Below are 17,623 nucleotides of genomic sequence, written 5' to 3'. Positions count from 1 at the left end.
ATGGCGAAGGTGAAGGGGTTCAGACGCGGCGGGGGCCGCGAGGAGGCGCCCGAGCACTCCATGGACCCGCGAGCCGGGGAGGAGCCGCCCTACCAGCCCACGGTCATCAACAACACGATCTACCGCGACGGGCGGATCGTCGCCTGCCCGGCCTCGCTCGCCGACGCGTTCGCCCACCTCAAGGAGAACCCCGGCGACATGGCCTGGATCGGCCTGTACCGCCCGAAAGAGTGGGAGCTGGTCAAGCTCGCCGAGGAGTTCGAGCTGCACGAGCTGGCGCTGGAGGACGCCATCGTCGGCTCCCAGCGGCCCAAGGCCGACCGCTACGGCGACACCCTGTTCGTGGTGCTGCGCGCCGCCCGCTACCTCGACGACGTCGAGGAGGTCGCGTTCGGCGAGCTGCACGTCTTCGTCGGCCCCGACGTGGTGATCACCGTACGGCACGCCGAGGCGCCCGACCTCCAGGCCGTGCGCAAGCGCATGGAGTCCGACCCCGACCTGCTCCGGCAGGGCCCCCAGGCCGTGCTGTACGCCATCCTCGACGCGGTCGTCGACGGCTACGCCCCCGTGGTGGCCGGGCTGCAGACCGACATCGAGGAGATCGAGGCGCAGGTCTTCGGCGGCGACCCGGCCGTCTCACGCCGCGTCTACGAGCTGTCCGGCGAGGTCATCGAGTTCCAGCGGGCCACCGCGCCGCTGTCGCGGATCATCGACGGCCTCATCGCCGGGGCCGACAAGTACGGCCTCGACGACGAGCTGCGCAGCTACCTGGGCGACGTGAGCGACCACGCCATCACCGTCAACGAGCGCCTCGGCTCGTTCAAGCAGCAGCTCCAGAACATCCTGCTGGTCAACTCGACCCTGGTGAGCCAGGCGCAGAACGAGGAGATGGCCAGGATGACCCAGGTCAGCATCCAACAGGGCGAGGAGGTCAAGAAGATCTCCGCCTGGGCGGCCATCCTGTTCGCCCCGACGGTGGTGGGCGGCGTCTACGGGATGAACTTCGACGTCATGCCGGAGACGCACTGGGCGTTCGGCTACCCGTTCGCGATGGCGCTCATGGTCGCGAGCTGCGTGACCCTCTACGTGATCTTCAAGAAGCGCGACTGGCTGTGAGCGCCACGGCGGCGTCGCGGCTGATCAGTCGGGGAAGGCCGTGAGCGCGCGCTGGGCCTCGGCCACCGTGCCCGCCAGCTCGGCCGCGAACACCGGCACCCGGTCGGCGGCGAACCGCGTGGTCGGCACCGAGATCGACAGCGCCGCCACCGCCGTCCCGTTGCCGTTGCGCAGGACCGCGCCGATCGCCGACACGCCCTGCTCGGTGCCCTCGACGTTGAGCGCGTAGCCGCGCGCCCTGATCTCGTCGAGCTCCCGCAGCAGGGCGGCGCGCTCGGGTGCCGGCAGGTCCGGGTAGAGGCCGAGGACGTCGTCGCGGGGCAGCGTGGCCAGCAGGGCCTTGCCGCCGGACGCGCCCCGGGCGGGCAGGATCGTGCCCCTCCTGTCGCCCACGTGCAGGATCTGCGACGACTCCACGCTGTCGAGGAAACGCGCCTCCGTGCCGATCCTGACCATGAGGTTCACCGTCTCCTGCGTCCGCGCGCACAGCGCCTCCATCGCGGGCCGCACCAGGGCGCGCAGCTCGCGCAGCGCCGAGTCGCCGGGGTGCGCCTGCCGGGAGGTGAGGAAGGGCCCGGGCAGATAGGTGTGATGCTCGTCCTGGACGGCGAAGTCGCGATAGACCAGCATGGCCAGCAGGCGGTGCGCGGTGGAGCGGGCGATGCCCAGCTCCCTGGCCACGTCGCTGACCTTGAGCCGCCCCTGGTCGCGCAGCATGTGCAGGATCAGCAGCACGTTGTCGACAGAGCCCAGCGGGTAGGCGGGCCTGTTCTTCATACCAGAATGCTAGTGCGGGACCCGGAATCCGGGGCCTAGCGTTGGGCCCGTTCGAGGGACTGCCCCACGATCGGGAGGGAACCTGCGTGAAGCTCGCCACCCTGCGCCTGCCGCGTCGTACCGCCGCCGTGCGGATCGACGGCGATCTCGCCGTCGAGGTCGGCTCGCCCGACGTCGGCGCGCTGCTCGCGCACCACGACTGGCGCGAGCGGGCGTCGGCCGCCGACGGCGCCCGTCACCCGCTGACCACCGCCGACCTGGCGCCCGTCGTGCCACAGCCCGGCAAGATCATCTGTGTCGGGCTGAACTACCGCGCGCACATCCTGGAGATGGGCCGCGAGCTGCCCGCGTATCCGACGCTGTTCGCCAAGTTCGCCGACGCGCTGATCGGCCCGTACGACGACATCGAGTTGCCGGCCGTCTCCGACGCGGTCGACTGGGAGGCCGAGCTCGCCGTCGTCATCGGCGCGGACGTCCGCCACGCCACGCCCGAGCAGGCCGGGGCCGCGATCGCCGGCTACGCGGTGTTCAACGACGTGAGCGTGCGCGACTACCAGAACCGCACGGCGCAGTGGCTGCAGGGCAAGACGTTCGAGGCCACCACGCCCTTCGGCCCCTACCTGGTCACGCCCGACGAGCTGGAGGAGGGCGGGCTGGCCATGCAGTGCGAGGTCGACGGGGAGGTGGTGCAGCAGGCCGACACCGCCGACCTGGTGTTCCCGCCTGCCGAGCTGATCGCGTACATCTCGGGGATCGTCACGCTGCGGCCGGGCGACGTGATCGCGACCGGCACGCCCGGCGGCGTGGGCCACGCCCGCAGGCCGCCGCGCTACCTGGGCGACGGCAGCAAGCTCGTGACCCGCATCGCCGGCCTCGGCGAGCAGGTCAACACCGCGCGCCGCCTCGGCTGACCCGGCGAGCCGGCGGCTACGCGGCCGCCGGTGGGGTGACGCGCTAGGGAACCGGGTCGCGGTCGCGGACGAAGCAGAGCAGGACCGCGCCCGCCAGCGGTCCCGCCGCCAGGGCCGCGAACGCCGCGCCGAACGAGTCGGTGGCCTGGAACACCGCGCCGATCACCACCGGCACGGTGACGCTGCCGAGCTGCCACAGCGCGTTCGCGGCCCCGGCCGCCGTGCCCGCCAGCCGGACGCCCGCCAGGTCGGGGACCATCGCCACCAGGAGCGGGCTGTAGAGGTAGGCGCCCAGCCCCAGGAAGGGCGCCGCCACCAGGAACTCCGCCGGCGTGCGCAACTGCCCGAACACCAGCAGCGCGACCACGAAGTACAGCAGCACGCCGATGGCCGGCCGCCTGCGCCCCTTGCCCATCAGGTCGGTGGCCAGCCCGACGAGCGGCTTGCACACCACGGCCACGACCGCGAACATCACGACCACGGTGCCCGCCGTGACCGGGTCGACGCCACTGCCCTTGATCATGAGCGTGTTGGACCAGGTGACGAACCCGTACGTGCCCCACAGCGCGCCGAACCCGGCCAGCCCGAGCAGCAGCAGGTCACGGTCGGCCAGCAGCGGCCGAGGGTCCGGCCGCACCGCCCGCCCCGCCTGTCCCGCCGCCCCGTCGCGCAGGAACAGCGCGCACGCCACCGCCACCGCCATCGAGACGATCCCGAACAGCCGGTAGGAGAGCTGCCAGTCGTACGCCCCGATCAGGCGCGGCACCACCGCGTTGGCGATCACCGTGCCGAGGGAGGTCGCCGTCAGGTACACGCCCACGGCTGTCCCGCGCTCCCGGCCGGGGAACCAGGTAGCGACGAGCTTCAGCCCCGCCGAGTAGTCGGCCCCGGCGAACAGCCCGATCAGCCCCTGGAGCGCGATCCCCGCGCCCGCCGACCGGCTCGACCCGAACGCCAGCATGCCGCCGCCGGTCACGAGCAGCGACCCCGACAGCACGGCCCGCGCCCCGACCCGGTCGGTCAGCGCCCCGCCCGCCACGTTGGAGATCACGTAACCGGCGTAGTAGGCGGTCGCGAACACGCCCAGCCCGGCCAGCGACACCCCCAGCCCCTCGCCCACCGCCACCGCCGCCGGCCCCCAGGCGGACCGGTCGAGCGACGTCATGGTGAACGACGCCCAGCACAGCAAGAGCACCACCCACCGATACCCGGGGGCGCGCGACAGCGAGCGGGCGATCACGCTGAGTCATTCTGCTATACCCGCAGGTCACAGGAGAGCGGCCGGCCCGGCGATCAGCTGAGGAGCTTGCGGGCCGCCTGTTCGATCTCCTCCTCCGACAGCAGGACGTGCCGGGCCGCGTCGCCGAGCGGGATGAAGCTGTCGGACGAGGTCACGCGGGCGATCTTGCCCTCGAACCCGGCGTCGAGCAGCTCGGCCACGATGCCCTCCGACACGCCGCCGGTGTGCCGGGTCTCGTCGGCGATGAGCACCTTGCCCGTCAGCTCCGCCGCCCGCAGCAGGTCCTCCACCGGCAGCGGGGCCAGCCAGCGCAGGTCGAGCACCCGGCAGCTGAACCCCTCCTGCGTGAGCCGCACCGCCGCCCGCAGGCTCATCCGCAGCCCGTTGCCGAACGTGACGATCGTCAGGTCGCGCCCCTCGCCGTAGGAGCGGGCCCGGCCGATCGGCACGTGCGTCTCCGCCCAGCGCGACGGCGGCGCGTACGGGGCGAGCCAGCCGCCGTCGCCCTCGTCGAACAGGTCCTTGGTGTGGTAGAGCGCGATCGGCTCCAGGAAGACGCAGACCGATCCCTGGGTACGGGCCGCCGCCAGGCAGGTGCGCAGCATCGAGGCGGCGTCGTCGGGGCGCGACGGGGAGGCGATGACGAGCCCCGGGATGTCGCGCAGCGCGCCCACGGCGTTGTCGTTGTGGAAGTGGCCGCCGAACCCCTTCTGGTAGGCGTAGCCGGCCACCCGCACCACGAGCGGGTTCGGGAAGGCGCCCTGGGAGAAGAACGACAGCGTGGCCGCCTCGCCCCGGATCTGGTCGATGGCGTTGTGCAGGTAGGCCAGGTACTGGATCTCCGGCACCGGCAGCAGCTTCGACACCCCGGCGCCGAGCGCCAGCCCGAGCACGGCCTGCTCGTCCAGGTGCGTGTCGAACACCCGGGTGTGGCCGAAGCGCTTCTGCAGCCCCCGGGTGACGCCGTAGACGCCGCCCTTCTTGGCCACGTCCTCGCCGAAGACCATCATCTCCGGGTAGACGGCCAGCGCGTCGGCGAGCGTGCGGTTGATCGCCTGGCAGAGCGTCACGCCGCCCTCGGACTCCGGCAGCGTCCCGGCGAACGCCTTCTCCCGGATCGACGCCTCCGCCGCCACCGGGCTGATCTTCGCGATCATGTCGGCCTGGCGGGGGGCGATCGGCGCCATGATGTCGCGGGCGGAGCCGAGCCGCGGGGTGCGGGTGGTCTCCAGCGCGATCCGCAGCACGTGCTCGCGCGACAGCTCGTAGCGCGACAGCAGCTCCTCGGGGGTGGCCTGGCCGGCCTCGACGAGCAGCCTGGCCGTGGCCACCAGCGGGTCGCGTTCCAGGTCGGCGCGGATGTCCCGCTGCGTGCGGTAGGCCAGCTCGACGTCGGAGCCCGCGTGCCCCATCAGCCGCACGGTGGACAGGTGCAGGAACGCGGGGGAGCGGTGGGTGCGCACGTGCTCGGCCGCCTGCCGCGCCACGTCGTACGCCTGCGCCAGGTCGCAGCCGTCGGCGCCGAAGTACGTGATGCCGGGGCGCCGGGCGGCGGCCTCCACCCAGCCCTTGGGGGTGCGGACGCTGATGCCGATGCCGTTGTCCTCGCACACGAACAGGATCGGCAGCGGCTGCCCCTGGAAGGTGGCGTAGGCGGCGGTGTTGAACGCCGTCAGCGCCGAGGCGTGGTTGGCCGAGGCGTCGCCGAAGCTGCACACGGTGATCGCGTCGTCCGGCCACGCCGAGGGGGCGCCGAGCGCGCGGGCCCGCTCGATGGCGAACGCCACGCCGACGGCCCGGGGCAGGTGGCTGGCGATGGTGGACGTCTGGGGGATGACCGCCAGGTCGGGGTGGCCGAACACCTTGTGCCGCCCGCCCGCGATCGGCTCGTCGGCCGAGGCGGTCAGGCCCAGCAGCACGTCGCGGATGCCCTGCTCGGGCAGCCGCCCGGCCTGCTCCGACCGGGTCAGATAGAAGGCGCCGGAGCGGTAGTGGAGCAGGGCGGGGTCGCCGGGCCGCAGGGCCGCGGCGACGGCCGCGTTGCCCTCGTGACCGGCCGAGCCGATCGTGTAGAAGCCCTCGTCCTGCTCGCGCAGCCAGCGGGCCGCGATGTCGAGCAACCGGCTGTCGACCTGCCGCTTGTAGAGCCTGCGGCACTCCGCGCCGGTGAGCGTGGTGCCGTCGCGGACGGGGTCGGCGGGATCTCGCGCCGCGCCGCCCTCAAGAGCCGTAACCGCCTGGATGAAATGAGTCTCAACAGTGTCGCGCGCCACAAAGCCGATTATGTCTGTCCGCGTGGCGTCCGTCTGCCAGTCGGCGTGGACAGGTGCTGGACCGGTCCGATTGACCCCTTTCTATAACAGCTTGTCAGAATTCTGAACTTGGGGCGTCCGATCCTCGTCTACTGGTAGAAGCACGTGGCACCCTCAATGCCGCGTTGAAACCCCTGGGGTATCCAGAAAGGAACCCGAATGTTACAACGCACCCGCGTGGCCGCCGTCGCGCTCGCGGTCGGCGCCGGGGCTCTGGCCCTGACCCCGACGGCGTCGGCGGTGGCCGAAACCACGGCGGAGACCATCTCCCGGGTCGACGTCAGCCCGTCCCCCGTGGTGATCTTCGACAAGCCCGTCAAGGCGACGTTCACGTTCACCACCAAGGGCGCAGGAAAGGCCGAGTTCCAGCTCAAGGCCCCCGGCGACGCGGGCGTCTTCACGCCCGTCGAGGTCAAGCCGTCGCCCCACGGCCAGGAGACCAGGTGGACGGCCACCAAGGAGTTCACCGCCGCCAACGCCGGCGTCTGGAACTTCCTCGCCATCGCCGGCGACGCCTCCGCCAAGGGCACCTTCCAGGTGAAGAAGGCGCTCGACACCAAGGTGGTGGAGTTCGACGCCGACCCCGACCTGGTCGAGAAGGGTGACCGGCTCAGGGTCTCGGGCAAGCTCGAGGCCGAGGGCAAGGCGTACGGCGGGCAGAAGGTCACCATCACCTTCCGCGCCCGCGGCACCGACGCCTACCGGCACGTCACCACCGTCACCACCCGCCGCAGCGGCTGGTTCTCCGCCCACGTCCGGGCCGGGGCGACCGGCTGGTGGCGGGCGGAGTTCGGCGGCAACGCCGAGGCCAGGTCCTCCGTCAGCGACACCGACCGCGTCTCCGTACGGTGGCGCGACCGGGACAGCCGCATCACCGGCTTCAACGCCTACCACGAGCCCGTCACCCGCGGTGACCGGCTCAGCTTCACCGGCACCCTCCAGGTGGAGGGCTGGCGCGACCTGCCGGGCGAGCGCGTGTCCATCATGTTCAAGGAGCACGGCTCCAGCCACTGGCGGCGCGTCACCAGCGACGTGACCGACAGGGACGGCCGCTTCTGGGCACGGGCCACCGCGTACGACTCCGGCTGGTGGCGCGCCGAGTTCGACGGTGCCCGCGGCGTGGACGGCTCGGTCAGCGGCACCGACTGGGTCCGCGTCGTCGAGCCCACCCCGCCGCCGGCGGTCAAGGCCGACACCCGCGTCATCTCCTTCAACGCCTACCCGGAGCCGGTCAAGCGCGGCAAGCACCTGAGGTTCCGGGCCAAGCTGCAGGTCGACGACGAGGGCGACTGGGACGGCTACAAGGGCAAGGTGCGGCTGTACTTCAAGCCCTCCGGGTCCGCGAAGTACTCCTACGTCAAGTCCACCTGGTCCAACAGCAGCGGCAAGATCTACACCAAGGTCAAGGCCTGGAAGTCGGGCCGCTGGAAGTTCGTCTACCAGGGCGACGACGACACCTACGGTGACACCAGCGGTTCGGACTACGTCCGCGTGAAGCGCTGACCGTCCGGCCCGCCTGACCGGCAGGCGCGAGGCCCGGGACCGCCGCGGTCCCGGGCCTCGTCCTTTGCCCATAGTGTTAACGAGCGTTAACAGCGGCCTCCAGCGCCGCCCCGGCCATGGCGTGCAGCAGCGGGCGCATGGCCTCGCCCGGCAGCTCCCCGGCGCTGTGCGGCGTGGAGTTGAGCAGGCCGAACACCGCGTGCGTGGCGGCGCGCAGCCGGGCGGCCGGGCAGGCCGGGTGCAGCTCGGCCAGCACCGTCACCCACTCCTCCACGTACAGCCGCTGCAGCCGCCTGATCTGCCGCCGCTCCCGCTCGGGCACGTTGCCCAGCTCCCTGTCGTGCACGGTGATCAGCGCCGGCTGCTCGATGGCGAAGGTGATCTGCACGTGCAGCAGCGCGTCGAGCGTCTCGGCCGGGCCGGTCGAGGAGGTGACGACGGCCGCCGCCGACTCGCGCAGCCGGGAGCTGACGTCGAGCAGCATCTCCGCCAGCAGCGCCTCCTTGCCCGCGAAGTGCCGGTAGAGCGCCGGGCCCGAGACGCCCACCGCGGCGCCGATGTCCTCGATCGGCACGCCGTGGAACCCGCGTGCCGCGAACAGCTCTGCGGCGGCCCGGAGGATTTCCGCGCGCCTGTTTCCCCGATTGCGGGTAGGGGTCGGAGCAGTCGTCACGTCTCACATGCTAGACGATTACGTTAATGGTGACTAACATCGCGGCCATGACGAGAGGGGACACATGAGCGACTGGCCGGTGCTCAAGTCGGCCGCCGCCCCGGGGGCCGAGGCGTACAAGAGCAACGCCGAGCGCAACGAGCGGCTCGCGGCCGAGCTGCGCGAGCGCCTCGCCGCCGCCGCGCTGGGCGGCCCCGAGCGATCGCGGCAGCGTCACGTCTCGCGCGGCAAGCTGCTGCCGCGCGACCGCGTCGACGGCCTGCTCGACCCCGGATCGCGCTTCCTGGAGCTGTCGCCGCTGGCGGCCAACGGCCTCTACGACGACCAGGCGCCCGCCGCCGGGATCATCACCGGCGTCGGCCGCGTCTCCGGTCGCGAGTGCGTGATCGTGGCCAACGACGCCACGGTCAAGGGCGGCACCTACTACCCGCTGACCGTCAAGAAGCACCTGCGGGCCCAGGAGGTGGCGCTGCACAACCGGCTGCCGTGCCTCTACCTCGTCGACTCCGGCGGCGCCTTCCTGCCCAAGCAGGACGAGGTGTTCCCCGACCGCGAGCACTTCGGCCGCATCTTCTACAACCAGGCCACGATGTCGGCGCGCGGCATCCCGCAGATCGCCGCCGTGCTCGGCTCCTGCACCGCAGGCGGCGCGTACGTGCCGGCGATGAGCGACGAGGCGGTGATCGTGCGCGGCCAGGGCACGATCTTCCTCGGCGGCCCGCCGCTGGTGAAGGCCGCCACCGGCGAGGAGGTCAGCGCCGAGGAGCTGGGCGGCGGCGACCTGCACGCGCGCGTCAGCGGCGTCACCGACCACCTCGCCGAGGACGACGCGCACGCGCTGGCCATCGTCCGCGACATCGTCGCCACGCTCGGCCCGCGCGCCGAGCGGCCCTGGGACACCGTCGCCCCCGAGCCGCCGCGCCACGACCCGCGCGACCTGTACGGGCTGATCCCCGCCGACACGCGGCAGCCGTACGACGTGCGCGAGGTCATCGCGCGGCTGGTCGACGGGTCGCGCTTCCTGGAGTTCAAGGCCGAGTACGGCACCACGCTCGTCACCGGGTTCGCCCATCTGCACGGGCACCCGGTCGGGATCGTCGCCAACAACGGCATCCTGTTCAGCGAGTCGGCGATGAAGGGCGCGCACTTCATCGAGCTGTGCGACCAGCGGCGCATTCCGCTGGTGTTCCTGCAGAACATCAGCGGCTTCATGGTCGGCAAGGCGTACGAGGCGGGCGGCATCGCCAAGCACGGCGCCAAGATGGTCACGGCCGTGTCGTGCGCGCGGGTGCCCAAGTTCACCGTGGTGATCGGCGGGTCGTTCGGGGCGGGCAACTACGCGATGGCCGGGCGCGCCTACTCGCCCCGGTTCCTGTGGATGTGGCCCAACGCGCGCATCTCCGTCATGGGTGGCGAGCAGGCCGCGAACGTGCTGACCACCGTGGGCGACGCCGACGCCGACGCGATCCGGGCCCAGTACGAGCACCAGGGCAACCCCTACTACTCCACCGCCAGGCTGTGGGACGACGGGGTGATCGACCCGGTCGACACCCGCACCGTGCTCGGGCTGGCGCTCTCCGCGGCGGCCAACGCGCCGCTCGACCCCATCGGCTACGGCGTCTACCGGATGTGATCATGGCTGACTCGCTGTTCTCTCGCGTGCTCGTCGCGAACCGGGGGGAGATCGCGCTACGGATCATCCGCACCCTCCGGAAGCTCGGCATCGGCTCCGTCGCGGTGCACACCGCCTCGGACCGGGACGCCCCGCACGTCCACGCCGCCGACATGGCCCTCCAGGTCCCGAAATATCTGGACATGGAGGCGATCGTGGAGGCCGCCCGCGCCACCGGCGCCGAGGCCGTCCACCCCGGCTACGGCTTCCTCGCCGAGAACGCCGCCTTCGCCCGCCTGTGCGCCTCGGCCGGGATCGTCTTCGTCGGCCCGCCGCCGGAGGCCATCGAGGCGATGGGCGACAAGATCCGCGCCAAGGCCACCGTGTCGGCCGCCGGGGTCCCCGTCGTCCCCGGCGCCGCGGAGCCGCACGACTCCCTCCTGGACTGGCCGCACTTCCCGGCGCTCATCAAGCCGTCGGCCGGCGGCGGCGGCAAGGGCATGGTCCTGGTCCGCTCGGCCGCCGAGCTGCCCGACGCCCTGGAGTCGGCCCGCCGCACGGCCACCGCCGCGTTCGGCGACGGCACGCTGCTCATCGAGCGTTACGTGGCCAACCCGCGCCACATCGAGATCCAGGTCTTCGCCGACGCCCACGGCGGCGTCGTCCACCTCGGCGAGCGCGAGTGCAGCCTGCAACGGCGGCACCAGAAGATCATCGAGGAGTCGCCGTCCCCCTTCGTCGGCCCCGGCCTGCGCGCCCGCATGGGCGCCGCCGCCGTCGAGGCCGCCCGCGCCGTCTCCTACACCGGCGCCGGCACCGTCGAGTTCATCGTCGACGGCACCACCGGCGACTACCACTTCATGGAGATGAACACCCGCCTCCAGGTCGAGCACCCCGTCACCGAGATGGTGACCGGGCTCGACCTGGTCGAGCTGCAGCTCCGCGCCGCCGCCGGCCAGCCGCTCCCGCTCACGCAGGACGACGTGCGTCTCCAGGGCCACGCGGTCGAGGCCCGCCTGTACGCCGAGGACCCGGCGCGCGGCTTCCTGCCCACCGGCGGCCGGATCCTCGCCCTGCGCACCCCCGAGGGGGTGTCCGTACGCGTCGACTCCGGCATCAGCGAGGGCGGCGTCGTCGGCACCGAGTTCGACCCGATGCTCGCCAAGGTCATCGCCTGGGCCCCGGACCGGGAGCAGGCGCTGCGGAGCCTGGACCGGGCGCTGGCCGGCACTGTCGTGCTCGGCGTCACCACGAACGTGCCCTTCCTGCGGTCGCTGCTCGCCCACCGCGCCGTACGCGACGGCGACCTCGACACCGGCCTCGTCGAACGCGCCCTGCCCGAGCTGGACCTCGACGCCCCCACGCCCCCCGAGGTGGCGGTCGCGGCGGCGCTGGCCTTCCATGACCGGCCGCGCGGCGCCGACCCGTGGGACGTCGCCGACGGCTGGCGGGTCGGCGAGCCCGCGTGGACCACCTGGCGCGTCGAGGCGCGCGACGGCGTCCACACCGTCCGGGTCAGCGGGCTGCCGCACGAGTCCGCGTACGTCCGCACCGGCGACGACGGCCCGGCCCAGCACGCGGTCCTCCGCGCCGACGGCTCCGGCCTGGAAGTGACCGCCGGCGGCCGGACCACCCGGTACGAACAGGCCCGCGACGGCGACACGCTCTGGCTCGGCCGCGACGGCGCCGCCTGGGCGCTGACCCGGCACCGCGTCGGCGACCCCGGCGACCGGCCCGGAGCCGCGCTGGCGGGCGACGGCGTGGTGCGCAGCCCCATGCCGGGCACCGTCCTGGTGGTCAAGGCGCAGCCCGGCGACCGGGTCGCCGAGGGCCAGCCGCTGCTGATCGTGGAGGCGATGAAGATGGAGCACACCGTCACCGCGCCCCGCGACGGCGTCGTCGCCGAGCTGCCCGTGCGCGCGGGCCAGCCGGTCGACATGGACGCCGTCCTGGCCGTGGTCGCCGAGGAGGAGGAGCGATGAGCCCCGCCTACCCGATCGAGGGCCTGCCGAGGCAGGTCACCGTGTACGAGGTCGGCCCGCGCGACGGGCTGCAGAACGAGTCCGCGATCGTGCCCGTCGAGGTCAAGGCCGAGTTCGTGGACCGGCTCGCCGACGCCGGGCACAAGGTCATCGAGACGACCAGCTTCGTGCACCCCCGCTGGGTGCCGCAGCTCGCCGACGCCGAGGAACTGCTCGGCAAGCTGCGCCGCAGGCCCGGCGTCCGCTACCCGGTGCTGGTCCCCAACGAGCGCGGCCTGGAACGGGCGCTCGCCCACGGCGTCGAGGAGATCGCCGTGTTCGCCAGCGCCACCGAGACGTTCGCGGCCAAGAACCTCAACCGCGGCCTGGAGAGCCAGTTCGAGATGTTCGAGCCGGTCGTCGCCACCGCCGTCGAGAACGGGGTGCGGGTGCGCGCCTACGTCTCGATGTGCTTCGGCGACCCGTGGGAGGGCCCGACGCCCGTCAGCCAGGTGGTCGCCGTCGGCGAGCGGCTGCTCGGCCTCGGCTGCTACCAGCTCTCGCTCGGCGACACGATCGGCGTCGGCACCCCTGGCCACGTCGCCGCGCTCATCGAGGCGTTCGGCTCTCCGGACCGGCTCGCCGTGCACTTCCACGACACCTACGGCCAGGCGCTGGGCAACACGCTGGCCGCCCTGCGCGCCGGCGTCACGACCGTCGACGCCTCCACCGGCGGCATCGGCGGCTGCCCCTACGCCGAGTCCGCCACCGGCAACCTCGCCACCGAGGACCTGGTCTGGATGCTGCGCGGGCTCGGCATCGAAACCGGCCTCGACCTGGACAAACTCGTCTCCACCAGCACCTGGCTGGCCCAGCGGCTGGGCCGGCCCAGCCCGTCGCGCGTCGTCCAGGCCCTCTCGAAAGGCTGACCATGCTGACCCCTGAACACGAAGAGCTGCGCAAGACCGTCGAGGCGTTCGCGCGCGACGTCGTCGCCCCGGTGATCGGCGACTACTACGAGCGGGAGGAGTTCCCGTACGAGATCGTCCGTCAGATGGGCGCGATGGGGCTGTTCGGGCTGCCGATTCCGGAGGAGCACGGCGGCATGGGCGGCGACTACTTCGCGCTCTGCCTGGCGCTGGAGGAGCTGGCCAGGGTCGACTCCAGCGTGTCGATCACGCTGGAGGCGGCCGTGTCGCTGGGCGCGATGCCGATCTACCGGTTCGGCAGCCCCGAGCAGCGCGAGCGCTGGCTGCCGAAGCTCGCCTCGGGCGAGATGCTGGGCGCGTTCGGCCTGACCGAGCCGGGCGGCGGCTCCGACGTGGCCGGCGGCATGCGCACCACCGCCGTGCTCGACGGCGACGAATGGGTGATCAACGGGACGAAGGCGTTCATCACCAACTCCGGCACCGACATCACCGGCGTCGTCGGCGTGGCCGCCATCACCGGCGAGCGGGAGATCTCCACGATCCTCGTGCCGAGCGGCACCCCCGGCTTCACCGTCTCCAAGAAGTACTCCAAGGTCGGCTGGAACGCCTCCGACACCCGCGAGCTGTCCTTCTCCGACTGCCGGGTGCCCGCCGCCAACCTGCTCGGCGAGCGCGGCCGGGGCTACGCCCAGTTCCTGCAGACGCTCGACGAGGGCCGCGTCGCCATCGCCGCGCTCAGCGTCGGCCTCGCGCAGGGGTGCGTGGACGAGTGCCTGAAGTACGTGCGCGAACGGCGCGCGTTCGGCCACCCGATCGGCCACTACCAGGCCATCCAGTTCAAGATCGCCGACATGGAGGCCCGGGCCCACACCGCCCGCCTGGCCTACTACCACGCGGCCGAGAAGATGCTGGCCGGGGTGCCGTTCAAGAAGGAGGCGGCGATCGCCAAGCTCGTCTCCTCCAACGCCGCCATGGACAACTCCCGCGACGCCACGCAGATCTTCGGCGGCTACGGGTTCATGAACGAGTTCCCCGTCGGCCGCTTCTACCGCGACGCCAAGATCCTGGAGATCGGCGAGGGCACCAGCGAGGTCCAGCGGATGCTCATCGCCAGGCAGCTCGGCCTCGGCGACCTGTGAGACGGCGCTGACGTGGGGATTGGACGGGGCGTCGAGCAGGATCTAGGGTCACACGGCATGACGGCTGACGATCTTCTCATCCGGAGAGTCGAGGAGGCGGACGCGGACGAGGTGTTCGCGCTCGCGCGCGAGTTCGGGCTGACGTTCCGGCCCGAGCGCGACGCCTTCGACCGCGCGCTGCCCGCGCTGCTGCGCGACGACGACACGATGGTGCTGGCGGCCGTCGTCGACGGGCGGGTGCACGGCTACCTGCTGGGGTACGTGCACCTGACGCTGTTCGCCAACGGGCCCGTCGCCTGGGTCGAGGAGGCGATGGTGCGCAGCGGGAGCCGCAGGCAGGGCATCGGGCGGTCGCTGCTGGAGGAGTTCGAGACGTGGGCCAGGTCCCGCCAGGCCCGTTACGTGGCGATGGCGACCAGGCGGGCGCCGGAGTTCTACCACGCCCTCGGCTACGAAGCTTCCGCCACCTTCTACCGCAAGGTGCTCAAATGACGTGAAACCCAAGGTCCTAGAGGTAAAGCTGTCATAGCGGGATGGCATGCTTGGGGTGTGAGCATCCACACCGTGAGCCCCCAGTTCGTCGGGCGCGCCCGCGAGCTGGCCGCGCTACGCGGCGCGCTCGACGAGGCACGCGCCGGCGGGGCCTGCACCGTGCTCGTCGGCGGCGAGGCGGGGGTCGGCAAGACGCGGCTGGTCGGCGAGTTCACCGCCTCGGCCGGCGACGCCCTGACCCTCGTCGGCGGATGCATGGAGCTCGGCACCGAGGGCCTGCCGTTCGCCCCCTTCACCGCCGTCCTGCGCGACCTGGTCCGGCGGCTGGGCCGCGACGAGGTCGCCGCCCTCGTCCCCGGCGGTGACACGCGCGGGCTGGCCCGCCTGCTGCCCGAGTTCGGCCAGCCGGGCCCCGAAGGTCGCGAGGCCCGCGCCCGGCTGTTCGAGCAGGTGCTCGGGCTGCTGGAGCGCCTGGCCGAGGACCGCCCGGTCGTGCTCGTCGTCGAGGACGCCCACTGGGCCGACCGCTCCACCCGCGACCTGCTCTCCTTCCTGGTGCGCTACCAGCGCGGCGAGGCCCGCCTGCTCATCGTCGTCACCTACCGCTCCGACGAGCTGCACCGCGCCCACCCGCTCCGCCCGCTGCTCGCCGAGCTGGCCCGCGTCGGCTGGGTGACCCGGCTGGAGCTCGGCAGGCTCACCCGCAGGGAGGTCCTGGAGCAGGCCGCCGGCATCCTGGAGCGCCGCCCGTCGCCCGCCGACATGGACATGATCTACAGCCGCAGCGAGGGCAACCCGCTGTTCGTCGAGGCGCTGCTCGGCGACCCCGGCGGCGACACGCTCCCCGAGTCGCTGCGCGACCTGCTCCTGGCCAGCGTCGAACGGCTGCCCGACGAGACCCAGGAGCTGCTGCGGGTGGCCAGCGCGGGCGGCCAGCGCATCGAGCACGACCTGCTCGCCGCCGTCGCCAGCCTCGACGAGACCGCGCTCTCGGGCGCGCTGCGGCCCGCCGTCGCCGGCAACGTCCTCGTCGTCGACGGCGAGGGCTACGCCTTCCGCCACGCGCTCATCCGCGAGGCCCTGCACGACGACCTGCTGCCCGGCGAGCACACCCGCCTGCACACCCGCTACGCCGAGGCGATCAGCCGCGACCTGTCCATGCTGCCCGCGCCGCGCGGCGCCATCGAGCTCGCCCACCACTGGCACGCCGCCCGCGACAACACCTGGGCCCTCATCAGCGCCTGGGGAGCGGCCGCCGCCGCCCGCACCGCCACCGCCTTCGACGAGCAGCTCCGCATGCTGTCACGCGTGCTGGAGCTGTGGGACCGGGTGCCCGACGCCGCCGAGCGCATCGGCGCCCCGCACGCCGAGGTGCTCCGCCTCACCTCCGTCGCCGCCTACCAGGCCGGCGAGTTCGAGCGCGGCGCCGCCCTGGCCTCGGCCGCGCTGGAGGAGATCGACCGGCAGGCCGAGCCCGACACCGCCGCCCGGCTGCTGCGCCACCGCGGCCTCATCCGCTTCAGCCTGAGCCGCCCCGGCTACGTCGACGACCTGCGCGAGGCGGCCGGGCTGGTGCCCGCCGACCCGCCCACCAGGCTGCGCGGCCAGGTGCTGGAGACGCTGTCCCGGATGCTGACCAGGCCCGACCAACTGGAGGAGAAGATCTCGACCGCCCGCCAGGCCATCGAGATCGCCCGCCAGGTGGGCGACGACTCCACCCACGCCCACGCGCTCATCGACCTCACCTGGGCCCAGTGCCGCTACACCGACGCCGAGGGCCCCATCGCCGGGTTCGCCGAGGCGCGGCGCATCGCCGACCGGGCCGGCGCGTACTTCGCGGTGATGCGAGGCACCATCTCCGAGTCCGACGCGCTGGAGGGCGCCGGTCGCCACGAGCAGGCCGCCCAGGTGGCCCGCGAGGGCATCGCGATCGCCGAGCAGTACGGCCTGGCGCGCTCCTCCGGCACCTTCCAGGCGATCAACCTGGCCGAGCCGCTGTTCTCGCTCGGCCGCTGGGACGAGGCGCTCGAAGTCATCGAGCACGCCCTCGCCCTGCTGCCGCCCGCCCCGCACCAGGCCAGCCTCCAGGGCCTGGCCGCCGACATCGCGCTGGCCCGAGGGCAGGCCGACCGGGCCGAGGCGCTGGTGGCCTCCTCCCGCAAGGTGCTCTCACGCGGCGCGTTCCGCTCCCAGTCGGTGCTGCCGCACGCCTGCCGCGAGATCGAGCTGCTGGAGGCCCGGGGCCGCCTCGACGAGGCACGCGAGGCCGCCGCGCGGGCGCTGCGCGAGCACGACCTGATGGACGACTCCCGCTACTCCTGGCACCTGCTCCTCACGCTCGCCCAGCTCGGCGGCCCGTTCCTGCCCGAGCTGCGCTCGACCGCCGGATGGGTCGCCGTCGAGGGCCGCCTCCAGCGGGCCCAGCGCCAGACCTTCCTCGCCCTCACCGGCCCCGCCCCCGGAGACGACGCCGAGGACACCGGCGCCTGGCGCCTGGCCGCCTGGCAGGCCGCCGCGTCCGCCTGGGCGGAGCTGAAGCAGCCCTACGCCGAGGCCAGGGCGTCGCTGGGGGCCGCGCACGCCGCGCAGGCGCTCGGCGACCGGCAGGAGGCCACCGCCCGGCACGCCCGCGCCCGTGATCTCGCCGAGCGGCTGGCGGCGGTGCCGCTGCTGGACCAGCTCGACGCGTTCGCCCGCCGCGCCCGGCTGGCCGTCGCCGACGGCGCCGCCCCCCAGGGGCAGCCGCTCGGCCTGACGGCCCGCGAGCTGGAGGTGCTGGAGCAGGTCACGCGCGGACGCAGCAACCGGGAGATCGCCGCGGAGCTGTTCATCTCGATCAAGACGGTCAGCGTGCACGTCTCCAACATCCTGGGCAAGCTCGGCGCCTCCACCCGGGGAGAGGCCGCCGCCAAGGCCCACGCGATGCGCCTGTTCGACAGGTGACGCGGCTCGCGGGGG

General features: G+C 72.9%; 13 protein-coding genes. 9 read left to right on the top strand and 4 right to left on the bottom strand.

What is annotated here, in order from left to right:
• On the top strand, positions 1-1,116 hold the full coding sequence (locus tag AB0G11_RS33945) for a magnesium and cobalt transport protein CorA (protein ID WP_219511708.1): 1,116 nt from the start codon (positions 1-3) through the stop codon (positions 1,114-1,116).
• A 24-nt stretch (positions 1,117-1,140) separates the two neighbouring features.
• Here the strand turns inward: AB0G11_RS33945 and AB0G11_RS33940 are convergent, their stop codons facing one another.
• Complete coding sequence (locus tag AB0G11_RS33940; protein ID WP_357590794.1) at positions 1,141-1,893, bottom strand: IclR family transcriptional regulator; 753 nt, start codon at positions 1,891-1,893, stop codon at positions 1,141-1,143.
• 86 nt (positions 1,894-1,979) lie between these two features.
• Here AB0G11_RS33940 and AB0G11_RS33935 point away from each other — a divergent pair, with 86 nt between their 5' ends.
• Complete coding sequence (locus AB0G11_RS33935; protein WP_219511711.1) at positions 1,980-2,804, top strand: fumarylacetoacetate hydrolase family protein; 825 nt, start codon at positions 1,980-1,982, stop codon at positions 2,802-2,804.
• Between the two features lie 43 nt (positions 2,805-2,847).
• Here the strand turns inward: AB0G11_RS33935 and AB0G11_RS33930 are convergent, their stop codons facing one another.
• Together AB0G11_RS33930 and AB0G11_RS33925 are read right to left on the bottom strand one after the other, a co-directional pair.
• Complete coding sequence (locus AB0G11_RS33930; protein WP_357590792.1) at positions 2,848-4,044, bottom strand: MFS transporter; 1,197 nt, start codon at positions 4,042-4,044, stop codon at positions 2,848-2,850.
• A 53-nt stretch (positions 4,045-4,097) separates the two neighbouring features.
• A complete protein-coding gene (locus AB0G11_RS33925; protein ID WP_357590790.1) occupies positions 4,098-6,317 on the bottom strand; it encodes a thiamine pyrophosphate-dependent enzyme in 2,220 nt (739 codons plus the stop codon).
• A gap of 198 nt (positions 6,318-6,515) precedes the next feature.
• Here AB0G11_RS33925 and AB0G11_RS33920 point away from each other — a divergent pair, with 198 nt between their 5' ends.
• On the top strand, positions 6,516-7,859 hold the full coding sequence (locus AB0G11_RS33920) for a hypothetical protein (protein ID WP_357590789.1): 1,344 nt from the start codon (positions 6,516-6,518) through the stop codon (positions 7,857-7,859).
• Positions 7,860-7,935: 76 nt separating this feature from the next.
• On the opposite strand, the gene AB0G11_RS33915 is transcribed toward AB0G11_RS33920, so the two are convergent.
• The gene (locus AB0G11_RS33915) at positions 7,936-8,532 is read right to left on the bottom strand and encodes a TetR/AcrR family transcriptional regulator (RefSeq protein WP_219511721.1); all 597 of its coding nucleotides are present in this window, start codon (positions 8,530-8,532) and stop codon (positions 7,936-7,938) included.
• A gap of 64 nt (positions 8,533-8,596) precedes the next feature.
• On the opposite strand from AB0G11_RS33915, the gene AB0G11_RS33910 reads away from it, so the two are divergent.
• Genes AB0G11_RS33910 through AB0G11_RS33885 form a run of 6 tightly spaced genes read left to right on the top strand, consistent with a single transcriptional unit; the run spans position 8,597 to position 17,608 of the window.
• On the top strand, positions 8,597-10,165 hold the full coding sequence (locus tag AB0G11_RS33910; RefSeq protein WP_357590787.1) for a carboxyl transferase domain-containing protein: 1,569 nt from the start codon (positions 8,597-8,599) through the stop codon (positions 10,163-10,165).
• A 2-nt stretch (positions 10,166-10,167) separates the two neighbouring features.
• Entirely contained in the window at positions 10,168-12,126 is a 1,959-nt protein-coding gene (locus tag AB0G11_RS33905; protein WP_357590785.1) for a biotin carboxylase N-terminal domain-containing protein, read from the top strand.
• Positions 12,123-13,034, top strand: a complete 912-nt coding sequence (locus AB0G11_RS33900; RefSeq protein ID WP_219511726.1) for a hydroxymethylglutaryl-CoA lyase — start codon at positions 12,123-12,125, stop codon at positions 13,032-13,034. Before AB0G11_RS33905 ends, AB0G11_RS33900 begins: the two co-directional genes overlap by 4 nt.
• A gap of 2 nt (positions 13,035-13,036) precedes the next feature.
• A complete protein-coding gene (locus AB0G11_RS33895; RefSeq protein WP_219511735.1) occupies positions 13,037-14,173 on the top strand; it encodes an acyl-CoA dehydrogenase family protein in 1,137 nt (378 codons plus the stop codon).
• Positions 14,174-14,230: 57 nt separating this feature from the next.
• Positions 14,231-14,665, top strand: coding sequence for a GNAT family N-acetyltransferase (locus tag AB0G11_RS33890; RefSeq protein WP_219511737.1), 435 nt, complete (start codon positions 14,231-14,233; stop codon positions 14,663-14,665).
• Between the two features lie 57 nt (positions 14,666-14,722).
• Complete coding sequence (locus tag AB0G11_RS33885) at positions 14,723-17,608, top strand: AAA family ATPase (RefSeq protein ID WP_357590783.1); 2,886 nt, start codon at positions 14,723-14,725, stop codon at positions 17,606-17,608.
• The last annotated feature ends 15 nt before the right edge of the window (positions 17,609-17,623 follow it).

Origin of the sequence: Nonomuraea sp. NPDC023979 (assembly GCF_040639085.1) — a bacterium.
Lineage (GTDB): Bacteria > Actinomycetota > Actinomycetes > Streptosporangiales > Streptosporangiaceae > Nonomuraea > Nonomuraea ceibae.
This window is presented reverse-complemented; position numbering and strand designations above follow the sequence as displayed.

Coding starts and splice junctions, on each gene's coding strand:
- AB0G11_RS33945 (WP_219511708.1), top strand. CDS start 1: ATGGCGAAGGTGAAGGGGTTCAGACGCGGCGGGGGCCGCGAGGAGGCG.
- AB0G11_RS33940 (WP_357590794.1), bottom strand. CDS start 1,893: ATGAAGAACAGGCCCGCCTACCCGCTGGGCTCTGTCGACAACGTGCTG.
- AB0G11_RS33920 (WP_357590789.1), top strand. CDS start 6,516: ATGTTACAACGCACCCGCGTGGCCGCCGTCGCGCTCGCGGTCGGCGCC.
- AB0G11_RS33910 (WP_357590787.1), top strand. CDS start 8,597: ATGAGCGACTGGCCGGTGCTCAAGTCGGCCGCCGCCCCGGGGGCCGAG.
- AB0G11_RS33905 (WP_357590785.1), top strand. CDS start 10,168: ATGGCTGACTCGCTGTTCTCTCGCGTGCTCGTCGCGAACCGGGGGGAG.
- AB0G11_RS33900 (WP_219511726.1), top strand. CDS start 12,123: ATGAGCCCCGCCTACCCGATCGAGGGCCTGCCGAGGCAGGTCACCGTG.
- AB0G11_RS33895 (WP_219511735.1), top strand. CDS start 13,037: ATGCTGACCCCTGAACACGAAGAGCTGCGCAAGACCGTCGAGGCGTTC.
- AB0G11_RS33890 (WP_219511737.1), top strand. CDS start 14,231: ATGACGGCTGACGATCTTCTCATCCGGAGAGTCGAGGAGGCGGACGCG.